This is a genomic window from Microbacterium sp. NPDC089189, assembly GCF_040685095.1.
In the GTDB taxonomy this organism is placed as follows: domain Bacteria; phylum Actinomycetota; class Actinomycetes; order Actinomycetales; family Microbacteriaceae; genus Microbacterium.
Genome location: NZ_JBFBHG010000005.1, coordinates 35315 through 51470, shown reverse-complemented (window position 1 = coordinate 51470; position 16156 = coordinate 35315). Strand labels below are relative to the sequence as shown.

General features: G+C 69.0%; 15 protein-coding genes, 2 tRNA genes and 2 pseudogenes. 9 read left to right on the top strand and 10 right to left on the bottom strand.

The window, feature by feature from the left end:
- Nucleotides 1-65 precede the first annotated feature (65 nt).
- Nucleotides 66-644: a CoA-binding protein gene (locus AB0N73_RS04275; RefSeq protein WP_363560711.1), complete on the bottom strand. Its 579-nt coding sequence runs from the start codon at nucleotides 642-644 to the stop codon at nucleotides 66-68.
- The gene (locus tag AB0N73_RS04270; protein ID WP_363560709.1) at nucleotides 641-1933 is read right to left on the bottom strand and encodes an O-acetylhomoserine aminocarboxypropyltransferase/cysteine synthase family protein; all 1293 of its coding nucleotides are present in this window, start codon (nucleotides 1931-1933) and stop codon (nucleotides 641-643) included. The genes AB0N73_RS04275 and AB0N73_RS04270 overlap by 4 nt, the downstream gene beginning before the upstream one ends.
- A 125-nt stretch (nucleotides 1934-2058) precedes the next feature.
- Between AB0N73_RS04270 and AB0N73_RS04265 the strand changes: the two genes are divergently transcribed.
- A complete protein-coding gene (locus tag AB0N73_RS04265; RefSeq protein ID WP_363560707.1) occupies nucleotides 2059-2364 on the top strand; it encodes a hypothetical protein in 306 nt (101 codons plus the stop codon).
- Nucleotides 2365-2367: 3 nt separating this feature from the next.
- On the opposite strand, the gene AB0N73_RS04260 is transcribed toward AB0N73_RS04265, so the two are convergent.
- Genes AB0N73_RS04260 through AB0N73_RS04250 form a run of 3 tightly spaced genes read right to left on the bottom strand, consistent with a single transcriptional unit; the run spans nucleotide 2368 to nucleotide 5341 of the window.
- Nucleotides 2368-3822 carry an NAD(P)/FAD-dependent oxidoreductase gene (locus AB0N73_RS04260; protein WP_363560705.1) on the bottom strand — a complete coding sequence of 485 codons (1455 nt, stop codon included), beginning with the start codon at nucleotides 3820-3822 and terminating at the stop codon, nucleotides 2368-2370.
- Nucleotides 3819-4313 carry an SRPBCC family protein gene (locus tag AB0N73_RS04255; RefSeq protein WP_363560703.1) on the bottom strand — a complete coding sequence of 165 codons (495 nt, stop codon included), beginning with the start codon at nucleotides 4311-4313 and terminating at the stop codon, nucleotides 3819-3821. Before AB0N73_RS04255 ends, AB0N73_RS04260 begins: the two co-directional genes overlap by 4 nt.
- A gap of 14 nt (nucleotides 4314-4327) precedes the next feature.
- Nucleotides 4328-5341 (bottom strand): SDR family oxidoreductase, encoded by a 1014-nt coding sequence (locus AB0N73_RS04250; protein ID WP_363560701.1) that lies wholly within the window; start codon nucleotides 5339-5341, stop codon nucleotides 4328-4330.
- A gap of 230 nt (nucleotides 5342-5571) precedes the next feature.
- On the opposite strand from AB0N73_RS04250, the gene AB0N73_RS04245 reads away from it, so the two are divergent.
- The 7 genes and pseudogenes from AB0N73_RS04245 to AB0N73_RS04215 all read left to right on the top strand — a co-directional run.
- The gene (locus AB0N73_RS04245) at nucleotides 5572-5787 is read left to right on the top strand and encodes a hypothetical protein (protein WP_363560699.1); all 216 of its coding nucleotides are present in this window, start codon (nucleotides 5572-5574) and stop codon (nucleotides 5785-5787) included.
- Nucleotides 5788-5868: 81 nt separating this feature from the next.
- The gene (locus AB0N73_RS04240) at nucleotides 5869-6621 is read left to right on the top strand and encodes a CPBP family intramembrane glutamic endopeptidase (RefSeq protein WP_363560697.1); all 753 of its coding nucleotides are present in this window, start codon (nucleotides 5869-5871) and stop codon (nucleotides 6619-6621) included.
- 304 nt (nucleotides 6622-6925) lie between these two features.
- Nucleotides 6926-7009: pseudogene (locus AB0N73_RS04235) on the top strand (DUF2510 domain-containing protein); the annotation flags it as partial.
- Nucleotides 7010-7021: 12 nt separating this feature from the next.
- The gene (locus AB0N73_RS04230; protein WP_363560914.1) at nucleotides 7022-7894 is read left to right on the top strand and encodes a DUF4190 domain-containing protein; all 873 of its coding nucleotides are present in this window, start codon (nucleotides 7022-7024) and stop codon (nucleotides 7892-7894) included.
- A 41-nt stretch (nucleotides 7895-7935) separates the two neighbouring features.
- Nucleotides 7936-10047 carry a P-loop NTPase fold protein gene (locus tag AB0N73_RS04225; RefSeq protein WP_363560695.1) on the top strand — a complete coding sequence of 704 codons (2112 nt, stop codon included), beginning with the start codon at nucleotides 7936-7938 and terminating at the stop codon, nucleotides 10045-10047.
- 184 nt (nucleotides 10048-10231) lie between these two features.
- Nucleotides 10232-10405, top strand: a complete 174-nt coding sequence (locus tag AB0N73_RS04220; RefSeq protein ID WP_363560905.1) for an Arm DNA-binding domain-containing protein — start codon at nucleotides 10232-10234, stop codon at nucleotides 10403-10405.
- A gap of 121 nt (nucleotides 10406-10526) precedes the next feature.
- Nucleotides 10527-10724 (top strand): annotated as a pseudogene (locus AB0N73_RS04215) (site-specific integrase); the annotation flags it as partial.
- Between the two features lie 179 nt (nucleotides 10725-10903).
- Here AB0N73_RS04215 and AB0N73_RS04210 read toward each other — a convergent pair.
- The 4 genes from AB0N73_RS04210 to AB0N73_RS04195 all read right to left on the bottom strand — a co-directional run bounded on the left by AB0N73_RS04210 (nucleotide 10904) and on the right by AB0N73_RS04195 (nucleotide 13389).
- A tRNA-Met gene (locus AB0N73_RS04210) sits at nucleotides 10904-10977 on the bottom strand.
- Nucleotides 10978-11005: 28 nt separating this feature from the next.
- A tRNA-Thr gene (locus tag AB0N73_RS04205) sits at nucleotides 11006-11077 on the bottom strand.
- Nucleotides 11078-11155: 78 nt separating this feature from the next.
- The gene (locus tag AB0N73_RS04200; RefSeq protein ID WP_363560693.1) at nucleotides 11156-12442 is read right to left on the bottom strand and encodes a M23 family metallopeptidase; all 1287 of its coding nucleotides are present in this window, start codon (nucleotides 12440-12442) and stop codon (nucleotides 11156-11158) included.
- A 137-nt stretch (nucleotides 12443-12579) separates the two neighbouring features.
- Nucleotides 12580-13389 (bottom strand): inositol monophosphatase family protein, encoded by an 810-nt coding sequence (locus AB0N73_RS04195; protein WP_363560691.1) that lies wholly within the window; start codon nucleotides 13387-13389, stop codon nucleotides 12580-12582.
- 80 nt (nucleotides 13390-13469) lie between these two features.
- Here AB0N73_RS04195 and AB0N73_RS04190 point away from each other — a divergent pair, with 80 nt between their 5' ends.
- Nucleotides 13470-15053, top strand: coding sequence for an NAD(P)/FAD-dependent oxidoreductase (locus AB0N73_RS04190; RefSeq protein ID WP_363560689.1), 1584 nt, complete (start codon nucleotides 13470-13472; stop codon nucleotides 15051-15053).
- Between the two features lie 29 nt (nucleotides 15054-15082).
- Here AB0N73_RS04190 and AB0N73_RS04185 read toward each other — a convergent pair whose 3' ends face one another.
- A complete protein-coding gene (locus AB0N73_RS04185; RefSeq protein WP_363560687.1) occupies nucleotides 15083-16051 on the bottom strand; it encodes a hypothetical protein in 969 nt (322 codons plus the stop codon).
- Nucleotides 16052-16156 lie beyond the last annotated feature (105 nt).

The following is a 16156-nucleotide window of genomic DNA, read 5'->3' as shown; positions in this document are numbered from 1 at the left end:
CCAGCACCAGCCAGCACCGGCACTGGCACCGGCACCAGCCCGCACGGGCACCTCGGCGGGCGGGGTCAGCGCAGGGTGCGCCGGGAGCTGATCTGGCCGGTGTCGAAGCCCATGAGGTGCAGGCCGCCGTGGAAGCGGGCGTGCTCGATCTTGATGCAGCGGTCCATGACGACGGTGAGGCCGTTCTCCTCGCCGTAGCGGGCGGCATCCTCGTTCCAGATCCCCAGCTGCACCCACACGACCGGCGCGCCGACGGCGAGCGCGTCGTCGATCACCGCAGGGATGTCGGCGGGCTTGCGGAACACGTCGACGATGTCGGGCACCTCGGGCAGCGAGGCCAGGTCGGGGTAGGCGGGCTGGCCGAGGATCTCGGTGGCGTTCGGATTGACGAAGTACACGCGGTAGTCGCTGGACTGCTGCAGGTAGGTGCCCACGAAGTAGCTCGAGCGCGCGGGGTTCGCCGATGCGCCGACGATCGCGACGCTCTTGGCGGTGCGCAGGATCTGCAGCCGCTCCTTGGCGGAGGGACCCTCCCAGGTGCGCTGCGAACGCAGCAGCTTGGCCAGCGGCGACGCCGCCGGCAGCGCACAGGTCAGGCCGTTGGCCAGCCGGGTCGATACCGTGTCGACGGTGGTGTCGCTCATCGTGCCCCCTGCGCTGCGTCGAGTGCCTGATCGAGGTCGTACAGGATGTCGTCGACGTCCTCGATGCCCACGCTGATGCGCACGAGGCCGGGCAGCACCCCGCCGTCGACGAGCTGCTGCTCGGTCAGCTGCGCGTGTGTGGTCGACGCCGGGTGGATGACGAGGGTCTTCGCATCGCCGATGTTGGCGAGGTGGCTGGCCAGGTCGACCGACTCGATGAACGTGCGCCCCGCGCTGCGCCCGCCCGCGACGCCGAAGCTGAAGACCGCCCCGGGGCCCTCGGGCAGGTACTTCTGCGCACGGTCGTGGTGGGGGTGGCCGGGCAGACCCGCCCAGTTGACGAAGTCGACGCGCGGGTCGGCGTCGAGCCACTCGGCCACGACGCGGGCGTTGTCGACGTGCGCCTTCATGCGGAACGGCAGTGTCTCGACGCCCTGCGCCAGCAGGAAGGCCGAGTGCGGCGCGAGCGCGGGACCGATGTCGCGCAGCTGCTCGGCGCGCAGCCGGGTGAGGAACGCGTACTCGCCGAAGTTGCCCGACCACTCCAGGCCGCCGTAGCTCGGCACCGGATCGGTGAACAGCGGGAAGCGATCGCTGTGCCAGTCGAAGCGCCCGGATTCGACCACGACGCCGCCCAGCGACGTGCCGTGGCCGCCCAGGAACTTGGTCGCGGAGTGCACGACGATGTCGGCGCCCCACTCGAGCGGACGGCACAGGTACGGCGTCGCGACGGTCGAGTCGATGATGAGCGGCACACCCGCGGCGCGCGCGACATCCGCGAGCCCCTCGATGTCGGCGATCTCGCCCGAAGGGTTGGCGATGGTCTCGGCGAAGATCGCCTTCGTGCGCTCGGTGACCGCGGCGGCGTACGCGGCGGGGTCGGCCGAGGCGACGAACGTCGTCTCGATCCCGAAACGGCGCAGCGTCACATCCAACTGCGTGATGGAGCCGCCGTAGAGGTTGGCGCTGGCCACGATGTGGTCGCCCGCGCCCGCGAGCGAGGCGAAGGTGATGAACTGCGCCGACAGACCGCTCGAGGTCGCCACGGCGCCGAGCCCCTGCTCGAGCGAGGCGATCCGCTCCTCGAACGAGGCGACGGTGGGGTTGGCGAGACGGCTGTAGATGTTGCCGTACTTCTGCAGCGCGAAGCGGGCCGCCGCGTCGTCGGTGTCGTCGAAGACGAACGAGGCCGACTGGTAGATGGGCAGCGCGCGGGCGCCGGTGACGGCATCGGGGATGTTGCCGGCGTGGATGGCGCGCGTGCGGAATCCGTATTCGCGATCTGCCATGGGCGGGCCCTTCGGTGAGCGGTGCTGCGGAGCGGCCCGGGGGCCTCCCGCAGCCTATCGGCCCCCATCACAGGGGGCTCCGCATGTGTCGCACCGCCGTAACACGGGGCCGATACGCTGCGGGTGTGGAGGATTGGGTGGATGAGGCGGCGGCAGCGCTCGAGCGCGCCACCGGCGACCCGATGGCCGATGCCTGGGTGGGCACCGTGCGCGTGGTGTCGGCAACCGATCCGGCGGGACGGGGACGCTACCAGGCCTGCACGGTCGAGCTCCTCCTCGAAGCGCCCGATTTCCCGTCCGAGACGATGGTGACCGAGTTCGTCTTCGACCGGCGCTTCTGGCCCGAGCCCGGTGTCCGGGTGCGGGCGCGTTTCTCGCGCCGCACACCGCGGGAGATCGACGCGAACTGGTCGAGCCTCCCGCGCCGCTGAGGCTCAGACGGGAGAGAGGTCGGGAGCGGTGAGCGTCCCGAACTCGTGGCGCAGGGCGCTGCGCGCCGCGTACCAGCCGTTGAGCCCGTGCACGCCCGGTCCCGGACTCGTCGACGCCGAGCAGAGGTAGACGCCGGGGATGGGGGTGCGCCACGGATCGGAGCCGGCGACCGGCCGGCGCAGCATCTGCGGCAGCGTGGGGGCGCCGGCCGAGATGTCGCCTCCGGGGTAGTTGGGGTTGTAGCGGGCCACATCCACGGCGCTGCGCGAACGGGCCGCCAGGATCGTGTCTCGGAAGCCGGGCGCGAACCGCTCGATCTGCGCGACTACGGCCTCCTCCCGGTCGAGGTCGCTGCCGGCGGGCACGTGCGTGTAGGTCCACAGCGTGTGGGACCCTGCGGGAGCGCGCGTCTGATCGAAGAGCGACGGCTGCGCGACCAGCACGTAGGGGTTGTCGCTCACCCGGCCTCGCCCGACGGCGTTCTCGGACGCCGCGATTTCGGCGCGCGTACCGCCGACATGCACGGTGCCCGCGAGCCCCACCTCCGGGTCCGCCCACGGCACGGGCTCCGACAGCGCGAAGTCGACCTTCGCGACGCCGCCGCCGTAACGGAACCGCTCGAGCGCGGCACGGTACCGCGGCGGAACGGCGTCGCCGGCGAGGCGCAGCAGTGCGGCGGGGGTGACATCGAGCAGCACGGCCTTGGCCGGAGGCAGCTCTGCCAGCGACGTCACCTCGTGATCGACCACGAACTCGCCTCCGTGGGCGCGGATGTCCGCGACCATGGCGTCCACGATGGCCTGGCTGCCGCCGATCGGGATCGGCCACCCCCGCGCGTGGCCGTAGGCGGCCAGCGCCAGCCCGGCGCCCGCGCCCGCCAGGCTCGGCAGATCGAGGATCGTGTGGGCCGCGACACCCGTGAGCATGGCGGGTGCCCGCTCCTCGCGGAACCGCAGATTCCACGCGTGCGTGCCCTGCTCGAGCGCGCGTGTTCCGAACAGCACGGCCGTGAGCGGATCGCGGGGCCATCGGAGGAGGGGCCCGCCCGTGAACTCGGCGACCGCCGTCGCGCGCTCCGCCAGTGGCCGCATGAGCCGGGCGTAGGCCGCGCCGTCCACGCCCAGCGCATCACGCGTCCGGTCGAGGTCGCGATAGGCGAGCGCCGTGCGGCCGTGATCGAGGGGGTGGGCGTACGAGACCTCCGGCACGGTGAAGCGGACGCGGGATGCCAGATCGAACTCCCGGAAGAAGCCCGACTCGAACGCCATGGGGTGCACGGCCGAGCACACGTCGTGCAGGAATCCGGGCAGTGTCAGGCGCGCGGATGACGCGCCGCCGCCGAGCGCCTCGGCCCGTTCGTAGACGCGGACGCTGCGCCCGGCGCGCGCGAGCGTCACCGCCGCGGCGAGCCCGTTGGGGCCCGAGCCGACGATGACGGCGTCGAGCGGTGCGCTCACGAGGAGGGCTCGCCGGTTCCGGGTTCGGCCTCGGCGGTGGTCTCCCCCGTCGGCGCGGGCGCCATCCCCTCGGCGAGGTACGCCAACCGGTGGAGGGTCTCGGCATTGCGGAGGACGAGCGGGATGTCGAGCAGCGGGCGGGGGATGAGGGCGCCGGGGCCTGCGACCGCGTGCTCCACCATCTGCACGACGCATCCGTCCGCCGTCGGCCGCACATCCAGCGCCACCTCGGCCTCGCCCATCGGCCAGCCGCGCGCCCGCAGCACGAAGCGGCGGGGCGGGTCGTACTCGACGACGCTCGTGGTGTCGTTGATGAGCGCCGGCCAGACGCCGAACGAGTGGTGCAGGCGTGATTCGGTGCGCGGCCAGGAGTCGGCGACATCCCGCATCCGCGAGGCGCCGACGACCCAGGTGGGGAACAGCCATCCGTTCTCGAAGACACGGAAGACGTCTTCCGGGGTGCAGGCCATTGCTCGGACGTTGCGTGACATGGGTGGTCGTCCTCTCAGTTCGCGCGCCGTACGGCGCCCCATCCGATCACGGCCGCCGCCGCGCCCGCAAGCGCACCCGCCGCCCCGAGCGCCCGGCGGTGGCGGATCGCCCATGTCTGGAGGCTGCCGGATCGGGCCTCCGCGGTGAAGACGCCGCGCGCACCGTGATCGCCCGTCACCGGCTCGTAGAGATTGGCGGGGAGCATGGGTTCGTGGTGGTCGACGGCGAACTGGCCGTCGTAGGCGTTCTTGGCGAGATACCAGTCCATGAACCGCCCGGCGAAGCGCGTGCCCAGCACGAGGCCGACCGTGGACTCCCCCACCCAGGTGCGACGGCGCGGGCGATCGGCCACATCGGCCACCGCGCGCGCACCCACCTCGGGCTGGAAGATGGGCGGCACCGGCTGCGGGTGCTTCGAGAAATCGGATGCCACCCAGTTGAACTGCACGGTGTTGAGCGCAGGCATGTCGATGATCGACACCGCGACCTCGCTGCCGTTGCGGGTGAGCTCCGAGACGACCGAGTCGGTGAACCCGTGGATGGCGTGCTTGGCTCCGCAGTAGGCCGCCTGCAGCGGGATGCCGCGGTGCGCCAACGCCGAGCCGATCTGGATGACGTGTCCGCGGCCCCGCGGCACCATGCGGCGCAGCGCCGACCGGGTACCGTTCACCGCGCCGCCGTACGTCACGGCAGTGGCGCGCTCGAAGTCGGATGCGGTGGTGTCGAGGAACTCCGCGATCATCCCGGCCATGGCGTTGTTGACCCAGAGCGTGATCGGGCCCAGAGCATCCTCGATGTGGTCCGCCGCCGCATCCACCGCCGCCGCATCGGCGACGTCGACGCTCACGCCGACCGCACGCCGACCGGCGGCGCGCACCTCGTCGACCGTCGCGTCGATGCCGTCCTGACCCCGCGCGAGCACCGCGACGTCCCAGCCGCGCGCCGCGAGCTCGCGCACCGTGGCGCGTCCGAGCCCCGCGCTGCCGCCCGTGACCACGGCGACTCCCCGGTTGTCTGCATCGCCCATCGGGGCCTCTTCCCTCGTCATCCGAGCGCCCGAGTCCGGGCGTCGTGTCGGCCACCGTACGGACCGACTCCGGAAGCGCGATGCGGGTTGCGCACCCTCGTCGTGCCCGCTAACCGTGCTGCGTGCGGGCCCCCGTTCCGAACGCCCTCATCGGCACGCCGTCAAGCCCTCGCCCCGCGCGGGCGCGATCGGCAGAGTAGTGGCACAGATCCGATCGAGGAGGAACCGCCGTGGGCGTCGACGACATCATCAACAAGGGCAAGCAGATGTTCGAGCAGAATCGCGACAAGATCGAAGAGGCGCTCAAGAGCGAGAAGGCCGAAGATGTGAGCGACAAGCTGCTGAGCGGCGCCGCAGACGCCATCAAGAAGGTCGCGCCCGAGAAGCACCACCAGAAGGTCGACGAGGTGCGGGACCGAATCGACAAGAACATCGGCAACCAGTAGCCGTCCGCGGACAGACGCCGGCAAGGTGCCGCGGCTCGCTAGGGTGAGTCGGAATCTCCGGTGAACGAAAGGCTCGTGCGCATGCGCGTCACCCCCCGCGTCTGGATCGGCCTGGCTGTCTGGGCGGGCTACGTCCTCATCATCCTCGTCGTCTCGCTGATGAGCGGCGTGCCGTTCACGGACATCGGCACCTCGGCGGATTCCACCTGGCGCGGTGCGGTCCTGGACCTCGCCGTCGGCGCCGTGTTCCTCATCATCGTCACGGCCGCCCTCGGGTGGTGGCGACCCGCCCTCACGGAGCGACGCCGCTCGCGCCACAGATGGCCGATCTTCGTGCCGATCCTCATGCTCGTCGGAGTGCTCATCAACGTCGTCACCACGGATTGGTCGCAGTTCGACGCGTCCTTCCTCCTGTCGCTGGCGGCTCTCGGCATCCTGGTCGGCTTCAACGAGGAGCTGATGGCACGCGGCCTCCTGCTCACGGGCCTCCGACCGCAGGTTCGCGAAGCGTGGGTCTGGTTCATCACGAGTGCGCTCTTCGGCGGCATGCACCTCATCAACGCGCTCCTCGGCGCACCGCTGGGCGGCGCTCTCGCGCAGGCGGGCCTGGCGTTCGCCTCCGGCACCGCGTTCTACATCGTGAGGCGCGTGACGGGCTCCCTCATCGGAGCGATGGTGCTGCACGGCCTGTGGGACGTCTCGGTCTTCGCGTCCGGCCACGCCCCGCTCGGCCCCGCCCTCGGGTCACTGCTCGGCCCGATCGTCGGCGTCCTCGCGCTCGCGACGGTCTACTGGGTCATCAAGGGAACCGACGAGCGACCCGTGCTGACCTGAGCCGCGGGTCGGTCAGGTCACTGCTCCGCCATCGGCGCATCGCCCATCAGACACACCGCCCGGACCCGCCGAATACGACAAAACCCCCGGAAAACCGGGGGTTTCAATCTGCAGAACGCTCCGAGTGGATTGCTTGCCGCGAGCGTTCTGGTGACCACTCGAGCCAGCTGCGATGGGTCACAGAAACGCTGGGTCCGCGGCGCGGCCGCGGTGCGGCCGATAGTCGAATGGCTCGGTCACATCTCGGCTAGAGTTCAGACAACGTACGACCCGAAACGTACGTGCTTGTCTTCTTGGGGGAGAAATGACAAACCAGACGCCTGCTGGGTGGTACCCAGCACCGCACGCAAACAACGAGCTTCGCTACTGGGACGGCACGCAGTGGCACGAAGGCGCGCCCATGGCGCCCACCGCTGTCATACCCAGCCCACCGGAGCAGTTCCCCGACGCCCAGGCACCCGCTCCTGGGCCTGCCGCCTCTAAAGGCTGGGCAATCGCTGCAATCGTGTTGGGTGGCGCCGCATTTCTGACGGGGCTACTGCCCTGGCTAGGCCTGATCCTCGCGATAACCGCAGTCGCCGCAGGCGTCCTCGCGTTGGTGAAGAAACAGTCGAAAGGACTCGCCATCACGGGTCTCGCTCTGGGCGCCGTCGGACTGCTGACAGGGCTCATAGTGACGATCGGATTCACCAGCATCCTGAACTCGGGCGCCCGCGTTGACCTCGACACGGACTCTGCTCCGCAGTCGTCCGCAAGCGCCTCGGCCACCCCAGAAGCGCCCGAGTCGACGCCGGAACCCGAACAGCCGCAGCCCGAACCAACTCCGGCCGAGCAACAGCCCGCCGCGGCAGACGGGACCGTAGCCCACCCCTATCCGCAGCCATACACCGCTCGCGGACTCTTGGGCGGCGAAAAGTACACGCTCACCGGCCGCATCGTCGACGCGAATGCTGGCGCAGCAGTCAAGGAGTGGAACATGTTCAACTCCGACGCCCCCGCCGGCTTCAAGTACGTCGTGATCGAGCTAACCATGACCGGGATCGATCCCGACGGCGTCGAGCCATCGCTCGCCGAATGGGACCTCTACCTCGCGACAGGCGAAGGCAACCGATATTCCAGCGAGGCAACGAGCTTCGGGGACGATATGGCGTCCCTCTGGGAAGGTCCGACGCTATATCCCGGCTCGTCATTCACGGGGTATGCCGCCTACGTCGTTCCAGAGTCTGCGACGACTTTCTTCCTTTACGACAACCGCAACTACGTGAGCTTCTGACGGAGCTGCGCCTGTAGGACTTCGCTCGGGGAGTGGATCGGTTGAACGAGACGACGTGGTTCTCAGATGACGCCGCAGCTGATGTGGCTGGCGGGCTTGGGCGACAGGATTTCGTCGAGCGTGTCTGGGACGTGATCCGTGAATCTCACTCGCTAAAGTCGTCGACGGTCTTCAGCCTCGTCGGACCGTGGGGAACCGGAAAGACCTCGATTCTCGATTGGCTCGCCCGTCGCGCAGTCACCGACGAACGCAAGCCTCGCTGGGTGACGGTGAAGTTCAACCCATGGGACTACGCCGACCCCTCGTCATTGCAGCTCGGATTCTTCAACGAGCTCGCGGCTGCCTTTCAGAAGAAAGCGAGTCTGAGCAAGGTCCGTTCTCGCGTCGCGGCTTTCGGACGGGCGGTTGCTCCGCTCGGGGTCATAGGAGCCCTCGCGGGTACGAACATGACGGAAGCCATCGCGGCGGCGGCTGATCTTGTCGACCCAGATTCAAGCGCCGCTGCGAGCCGCGCGAAGCTTGAGAAGGCGCTGGTGTCCGCCGCCACGCCCATTCTTGTCGTTATCGACGATCTCGATCGTGTGACCGCTGAGGAGTTGCTCCTCACGCTCAAGCTCGTGCGCCAGCTCGGGCGGCTGCCTCACGTGCACTACTTGCTGTCGTACGACGAGTCCACCGTCTTAGATGTTCTCAGCCGAACCAGCTTGGTCGGCAAGCACTCCCTCTCGAGAGCGCGAGAGTATATGGAGAAGGTCGTACAGGTCCGCTTCGATATTCCCCACTTGCGTCCTACCGATGCGTTGCGTCTCACGAACCGCGGCTTAGAAGAACTCGCTGACCACGGTGGATTGTCGCTAAGCGTGCCCGATACGGAGCGGTTCTCGACTGCGTATTTCTCGTTCCTCGCCGAGCGATTCAACACCCCGCGAGCGCTGAAAAGGTTCTTCACCCAGCTCCGGCTTCTTTCAGCATCGATGTCCGACGAGTTGGACCTTCCTGACTTCTTCGTTCTGACGTGGCTGCGCACGCTAGAACCCGGCGTTTACGCGTTGCTTCAGTCGCATCGCGGAGAGTTGACCGGCAGCGACCTGCCCCGCGCACTTGCACGCTCAGACGCAAACAGAGAACAGTTGCGCGCTCGTGCTGACGAGTGGCGGACGAGCTTCAAACAAGCAGGCACGCGCGAGAAGGACCTCGAGGGCGTCGCATCAGCCGTTAGCTACTTGTTCCCCGCATTCGCAAGCGTCTGGGCTGGGTCGAGCGCATCGAGTGGCGCCCGACCGCGCGGAGTGGCGAACGAAAAGTACTTCGATCGGTACTTCAGCTTCGGCCTCACCGAAGATGACGTGGCGGACGCGACGGTCAGGGCAAGTATCGAGGCGCATCAGGCGGGCCAAAACGCGGACGAAGCGGACGCCGAGATCCGTCGAGTGATAGCTTTCGAGCCCGCGTTGGTCCTAGACAAGGTGGCGAGAGAGTTGGAGCCGATCAGTCGGTCATCGGTGAGCCTCATTGAGTGGCTGGCTTCCCTTCACTCGGCTGTCCCGGAGCACAACGACATCATCGATCCCGCTCGACGCTTCGAGGCAATCCTCGCGCTGCAGATGCGGCTTCTCGACGCGGCCGACACCGCCGCCAGCGTGCGAGCGCTCGCCGAGCAAGACGCGACACTCATGTCGATAGTGGTGGAACGGGCCTGCCGGGAGTACGACGGCGAGCCCAGCTCTCCCGTGCTCCTTGACGACCCCACGCGAGGAGCATTCCGAACGGCTCTGAACACGTACCTGTCCGACACAAACCCCGCAACAATGGGACACCGCGAGAGGACGGCGGCCTGGCGATGGTTCTTCGTTGACCTACCGGGCTTCCAGCTGTGGTTCCAGGACGTCAGAGAACGGGTCGGTGACATCGACGCACTGTGCCTGTTCGTCAACATCTCCACGTCGATAGGCACCCGTACGCCCATCTCGCGCCTGAGTGGCTTTGACCACGACAATGCTTCGGAGCTCCTTAATCTCGCGGAAGTCCGATCTGCGCATGAAGGCGAACTCATTGACGTCGAAGTGCCGAAAGGCGTGTTTCTCGACGACCCACTGGACTCTGCCTATAACCGGCGACACGCCGTTTATAGGTGGCTGCGCGAGGGCGAGTAGCCCCCTCCTCCGGGAGCATCTGCGTTTAGACGGTCGCGCCCTCACGTCGTCATCCACTCTCATCCAATCCGCACCGATTCCTTGACGGTCGGGTCGCACCGCATGCTGCTCGTGATCGAAGGATGGCGCATGGCCACGATCGAGTCGTACGACACTACGAAGGGTCGCCGCTAACGCGTGCGGTATCGAAACCCCGACGAAGCAACAAACGGACAAGCGTGGCTTTCGCACGAAGCGGGAGGCTGAGGAGTTTCTCGCGTCCGTCGAGAACATGAAGGCGACAGGCGAGTTCGTTTCGGCCTCCAGCGCCCGCATCCTTTTGAGCGAATGGGCGAGAGGAGGGTCAGCACTCTCGTGAGCGTGAACCCCACCACCTGGTCAGGCTACGAGTATTTTGTGCGGAGATACGTGCTCCGCGGTCAGGCACGCTACGGCTCGGCTACACGCTCGTCACGGTGCGGATCGAGGGTCCGACGATCCCGATCATCGCCCCGGACGATCTCCAGCACACGGCAACAAGCTTCGCCCCGTCGTCCGGCGCTAACGTGAAAGCCGTGCAGCGGATGCTCGGTCACGCTTCTTTCGCAATGACCCTCGACGTCTACGCCGATCTCTTCGGCGAGGATCTCAGCGCTCGATCGAGAAGCCAGCGCCCACTCTGCCGGCCGCTCTCGTGAACGACCGTCGAACGTCTCACCTCCAGATACCCCAACGACCTAATAGACAGCCACTCGCGGCCTTCGCGTCGAGAGCGCCTCAAGGAAGTGTGAGAAAAACGTGGGCACGGCACTCCCGGCTGACGAAAGCAGCTAACCCACCACGCAAAAACCCCCGGGATTCCGGGGGTTTTCGGTTGTAGCAGGAGCGGGGCTTGAACCCGCGACCTCACGATTATGAGTCGTGCGCTCTCACCAACTGAGCTACCCTGCCGCACGGCATTCGACGAACGGATACTGCGAGCCCCGAGACAGGATTGAACTGTCGACCCCTTCCTTACCATGGAAGTGCTCTACCACTGAGCTATCGGGGCGCTTCCCGGACCGTAATCCGGGCAACCAGAAAAGTTTATCAGAGCGAACGGCTCACCGTGAACTCCGGCGCGTCTCGCTCAACCACCGGCGTGCTGACGCAGCCACGGCAGCGGGTCAATCGCGGTCGTGCCGTTCTCGAGCACCTCGAAGTGCAGGTGCGCGCCGAACGAGTGACCGGTGTCGCCGACGAGGCCGATGATCTGCCCGACCTTGACGGTGTCGCCGGTCTTGACCTTCAGCGAGCCGTACTGCATGTGGCCGTACCGGGTCGACACGAGCTGACCGTCGATGACGTGGTCGATGATGATCATCACGCCGTACCCGCCGCCGCTCTCGGTGGCGGTGCGCACCACGCCGTCGGCGACGGCCTGGATCTGAGCGCCCTCACCGGGGGTGAAGTCGAGTCCGTCGTGCATCACGCCGCTGCGCACGCCGAAGCCGTAGCTGATCGACACGCCCACCGCGAAGGGCCACTGGATGGCGCTGTTCGCGTTGTTGGTGAAGAAGTTGGAGTAGTGGCTGATGCCCGACTCGGCGGCGATGTCGGCGGTGGATGCGGTGGCGTACTCGCTGCGGTCCAGCGCGACCACCTGCGAGTCGGCCGGGCTCACGTACGCCTGGATCTCGTCGGCGGCGATGCTCTTCTTCGACGCGGCCGAGGGCGACGAGCTCGACGCGAGCGAGACGGATGCGGTCGCCGCGCTGTTGCCGGCGCCGGCGACGGCCTCGGCGGGGGTCGTCATCCCGATCGCGAGAAGGCCCACGATGCCCATCGCGCCGACCGTGGCGGATGCCGTGGTGGCGCGACGGAACGCGGCACCCGAGAACCGGCGGCGCGGCCCGCGTGTGGGGGTGGTTCCGGTGATGGCGGGCTGGTCCTCATCCTCGTCGATCGCTGCGGCAGCGACCTGGATGGGGGTCTCGCCCGTGAAGGAGAAGAGCCGTGCGGCGGCCTCGAACTCGTCGACGATCGCGTGCGCCTCGGCCTCGTCGGCCATGACCGCGTCGGTGAAGGCCTGGTCGGCATCGTCGGCCTCGACCGTGGGCAGCTCGTCGGGAACGGCGGCTGCATCGACGGCGACCACGTCGATCTCGGGGACGGTGGTGTCGACGTCGTCGATCGCCGCGAGGGCGACATCGACCGGCGTCTCGGCGACGGGGCGCGCCAGCTCGCGCGCGCGACGGCGGGTCAGCGGCGGGGCGGGCGGGGCCGACTCGACGGCCGGGGCGGCCTCATCCACGACGAGCAGCTCGATGGGCTCGACGTTCGGACGAGGGGTCCCCGACGACGCCGCCGCGGCGGAGCGGATGCGGCTGGAGCGTCGCGTGGGAGCGGTTCCAGCCTCGGGGGTATCAGATGTCAACGCGCAGTCAGCCTCGGTCGTGGTCGCTCGGGCAGCGACGGGGAAAACGGAAGGAGGTGCTCATCCTCGTTCGGGTAACGAAGATAACGAATAGGTAAACACTAGCGCGCGACGGCTGAGAAAGCCATGCACGCGTATCAAGCCGAGAGGATCTCGGACAACCGCGGGAAGAGCGCGGGCGTTGCTGCTATGGTCATCGCCCGCCCGGACGGGTGCCCCGGGATCCAGGCGAATCGCCCACCGGCCTCAGCCACGATCAGCGACCCGGCGGCCATGTCCCAGGGGTGAAGACCACGCTCGTAGTAGGCGTCCAGCCGGCCGGCGGCCACCGCCGTCAGATCCAACGACGCCGCGCCGATGCGGCGCAGGTCACGGGCGATCGGCATGACGGTGGCGAGCTGGTCCAGCGCGGCGGCGTGGGTCGCCGGGTCGTATCCGAACCCCGTGCCCACCAGCGCACCGGCGGCCGGCGCCTCCGCAGCGACGCGCAGCGCGCGCTCCCCCTCGATCGACGACACCAGCCGCGCCCCCTCGCCGTGCGCGGCGACGAAGAGCTCGTCGATCGCCGGATTGAAGACGGCCCCGGCGAGCGCCTGCCAGGTGGCGGGATCGGCAGAACCCTGGACGGCGGCGATGCTCACGGCGTAGGCCGGGATGCCGTAGGCGTAGTTGACCGTGCCGTCGATCGGATCGACGACCCAGGTGAGGCCGGTCTCGCTGTCGGCGCCCCCGGACTCCTCGCCGAGGAATCCGTCGCCGGGCCGCGCCTCGTGGAGCCGTCGGCGCACGAGCTCTTCGACCTCGCGGTCGGCTTCGGTGACGATGTCGGCGAGCGCCGACTTCGTCGCGGCGATGTTGACGCCTTCGCGACGCCGATGTGCGGCGAGCTCACCCGCCTCCCGCGCGATCTCGACGGCGAGCGACTGCAGTTCGAGCGGGGTGGTCATGCATCCCACGCTACCGCGCGGCCGGACTCCGCCCGGCGCGAGCATCGCGACGCGACGGGGCTCCCCGATAGCGTGAAGGCATGGTCATGCCCACGCCGACCCACGACGCCGTCATCGTCGGCGGGGGTCACAACGCCCTGGTCGCCGCCGCCTACCTCGCCCGATCCGGACACCGGGTCGTGGTGCTCGAGGCGCAGAGCTCGGTCGGCGGGGCCGCCGTGTCGGAGGAGCCGTGGGCGGGAGTCGCCGCGCGCCTGTCGCGGTACTCGTACCTCGTGAGCCTCCTCCCCCGCCGGATCATCGACGACCTCGGCCTGTCGATCGATCTGCGGCGACGGCGCTTCTCCTCCTACACACCGGATCCGTCCGATCCCTCGCGCGGCGTTCTCATCGACACGGCGGATGCGGCCGCCACCGCCGCATCCATCGTCCGCACGACCGGCGACGCCGACGAGGCCGCGCGGTATCGCGCGTTCGGTGGGGACCTCGCGCCTCTGGCCCAGGCCGTCTTCCCCACGATGACCGACCCGCTGCCCTCCGCGGCGGACGTCCGGCGCGCCGTCGGCGACGACGACCTCTGGGATGCGGTGACCGCGCGCCCCTTGGGCGGCGTCATCCGCTCGGCGCTGCAGACCGATCTGCTGCGCGGCGTCGCCCTCACCGACGGGCTGATCGGCACGTTCTCGAACGCCGACGGCCCCTCCCTCAGCCAGAACCGCTGCTTCCTGTACCACGTGATCGGCGGCGGCACCGGCGACTGGGACGTGCCCGTGGGCGGGATGGGGCGGGTCAGCGCCGAGCTCGAACGCGCGGCCCGCGACGCCGGGGCCGACATCCGCACCTCGTCCCCCGTCACCGCCGTGACACCCGACGGCGAGGTGACCTACGCGGGAGAAGAGCCGGGCGTCGTCACCGGCCGGTTGGTGCTCTCGGGCGTCGGCCCGGCCGTGCTCGACCATCTGCTGCGCGCGGGCGGCGCCGACATCCCCGAGCACACGCCGCCGGAGGGTGCGCAGGTCAAGGTCAACATGCTGCTGCACCGCCTGCCGCGTCTGCACGACGAGACCGTCGACCCCGCCGCCGCGTTCGCGGGCACCTTCCACGTCAACGAGACGATGACGCAGCTCGACCGCGCGTACACCGAGGCGGTGGCGGGACGCATCCCCTCCCCGCTACCCGCCGAGATCTACTGCCACTCGCTGACCGACCCCTCGATCCTGGGGCCGGAGCTGCGCGCCGCCGGAGCGCAGACCATGACGCTGTTCGGGCTGCAGGTGCCGCACCGACTCCTCGCCGGCTCCGACCCTGCGCTCGTGCGGGCCGAGCTCCTGGCGGCGGCGCAGCGCTCGCTCGACACCGTGCTGGCCGAGCCGATCGCGGACTGCGTCATGACGGCTCCCAATGGCGCCGCGTGCATCGAGGCGCGCACGACCGGCGACCTCGAGCAGTCGCTCGGGATGACGGGCGGCGACATCTTCCACGGCCCGCTGTCGTGGCCCTGGCGCACCGAGACGGATGACGACTCGGCCGCTGCCCGGTGGGGCGTCGACACCGCGCACCACCGCATTCTGCGCTGCGGGGCGTCGGCCCAGCGCGGCGGTGCCGTCAGCGGGATCGGCGGCCACAACGCCGCGATGGCGGCGCGGGAACTGCTGGCCCGCTGACGGCGGAGCGCCGCGCGTGGGTCGCGCGCTCAGCGCGGCGGGAGCGGAGGCGGCGGCGGGTAGTCGCCGTACGCCGAAGGAGCGGGCGCCGCGGGCGGTTCCGACGGCGTGATCGCGGGTTCCGCGGCGTGCGCGGCACCCGGGTACGGCGCCGCCGGGGGCTGGCCCTGCGGCGCGTAGCCGGTGGGGTAACCCGTGTAGTACGCCTGCCAGTCGGGCGAGCCGTCGGGCAGCACGGGCAGCGGGGTCACGCCGTCGGCGTAGGTCGGCCACGCCTGCAGCGGCGGGGCCGTGGGGCGCGGTCGCCTGGGTCCGAACAGCACGTTCACGAGCGGGACGAGTGCGGTGCCGACGGCGGCGAGGATGCTGATCGCCACGACGATCCGCCAGTAGATCTCGAAGAACTCGACCCACTCGAACAGCGTGAGCGGCAGCACCAGCATGATCACGAGCACGGCCACGAGACCGATCGTGATGTAGCCGACGACCTTGTTGAAGGTGGTCGGCACCCGCAGGATCGCCTTCGCGTAGAGGCGCACGTGCAGCACAGCCAGCTGGATGATCAGAACGATCAGCAGGAAGACCAGGAATCGGGTGAACCCGTCGAACGGCCGCGGATAAAGCGGAGAGTCGTACTCTTCGTAGCTGCCGGTGTAGTACGTGTACGTGCGCTCGGGCATCCAGATGAGGAACGCGCCGATCAGCAGCGAGACGACCCATCCGATCATGCTGGTGAGCGCGAACCATCCCGGTCGGCGCGGGGCCAGGTGCGCGTCGAGGATCGCGACGCCCGCGAAGGCGGCGAGCAGGAAGATCGTGAGGAACGCACGGCCGACGATGCCGTTCTGCGCGCCGATGAGCACCCAGACGACACTCACGAGGGCGGCGGCGATGAGGGCACCGATCGCCACCCAGATCGCGGAGCGGATGAGCTTGGACGGGCCTGCGCTCGCCTCCTCGGTGGGCGGCGTGGGCGATTGCGGCTGCGGGGCTGTCATCTCGGTGCTCCTCCCGCGGGCACACGCCCGCCCTGTCATCCTGGCATGCGCGGTGCCGGCGCACGGGTTTGTGCACAGCTTCGGAACGACACCGTGATGCGCTGG

Bases quoted from the DNA above. Each gene is read 5' to 3' on its own strand.
- AB0N73_RS04275 (WP_363560711.1), bottom strand. From the start codon at position 644: ATGAGCGACACCACCGTCGACACGGTATCGACCCGGCTGGCCAACGGC.
- AB0N73_RS04270 (WP_363560709.1), bottom strand. From the start codon at position 1,933: ATGGCAGATCGCGAATACGGATTCCGCACGCGCGCCATCCACGCCGGC.
- AB0N73_RS04255 (WP_363560703.1), bottom strand. From the start codon at position 4,313: ATGTCACGCAACGTCCGAGCAATGGCCTGCACCCCGGAAGACGTCTTC.
- AB0N73_RS04250 (WP_363560701.1), bottom strand. From the start codon at position 5,341: ATGGGCGATGCAGACAACCGGGGAGTCGCCGTGGTCACGGGCGGCAGC.
- AB0N73_RS04240 (WP_363560697.1), top strand. From the start codon at position 5,869: ATGCGCGTCACCCCCCGCGTCTGGATCGGCCTGGCTGTCTGGGCGGGC.
- AB0N73_RS04230 (WP_363560914.1), top strand. From the start codon at position 7,022: ATGGCGCCCACCGCTGTCATACCCAGCCCACCGGAGCAGTTCCCCGAC.
- AB0N73_RS04195 (WP_363560691.1), bottom strand. From the start codon at position 13,389: ATGACCACCCCGCTCGAACTGCAGTCGCTCGCCGTCGAGATCGCGCGG.
- AB0N73_RS04190 (WP_363560689.1), top strand. From the start codon at position 13,470: ATGGTCATGCCCACGCCGACCCACGACGCCGTCATCGTCGGCGGGGGT.
- AB0N73_RS04185 (WP_363560687.1), bottom strand. From the start codon at position 16,051: ATGACAGCCCCGCAGCCGCAATCGCCCACGCCGCCCACCGAGGAGGCG.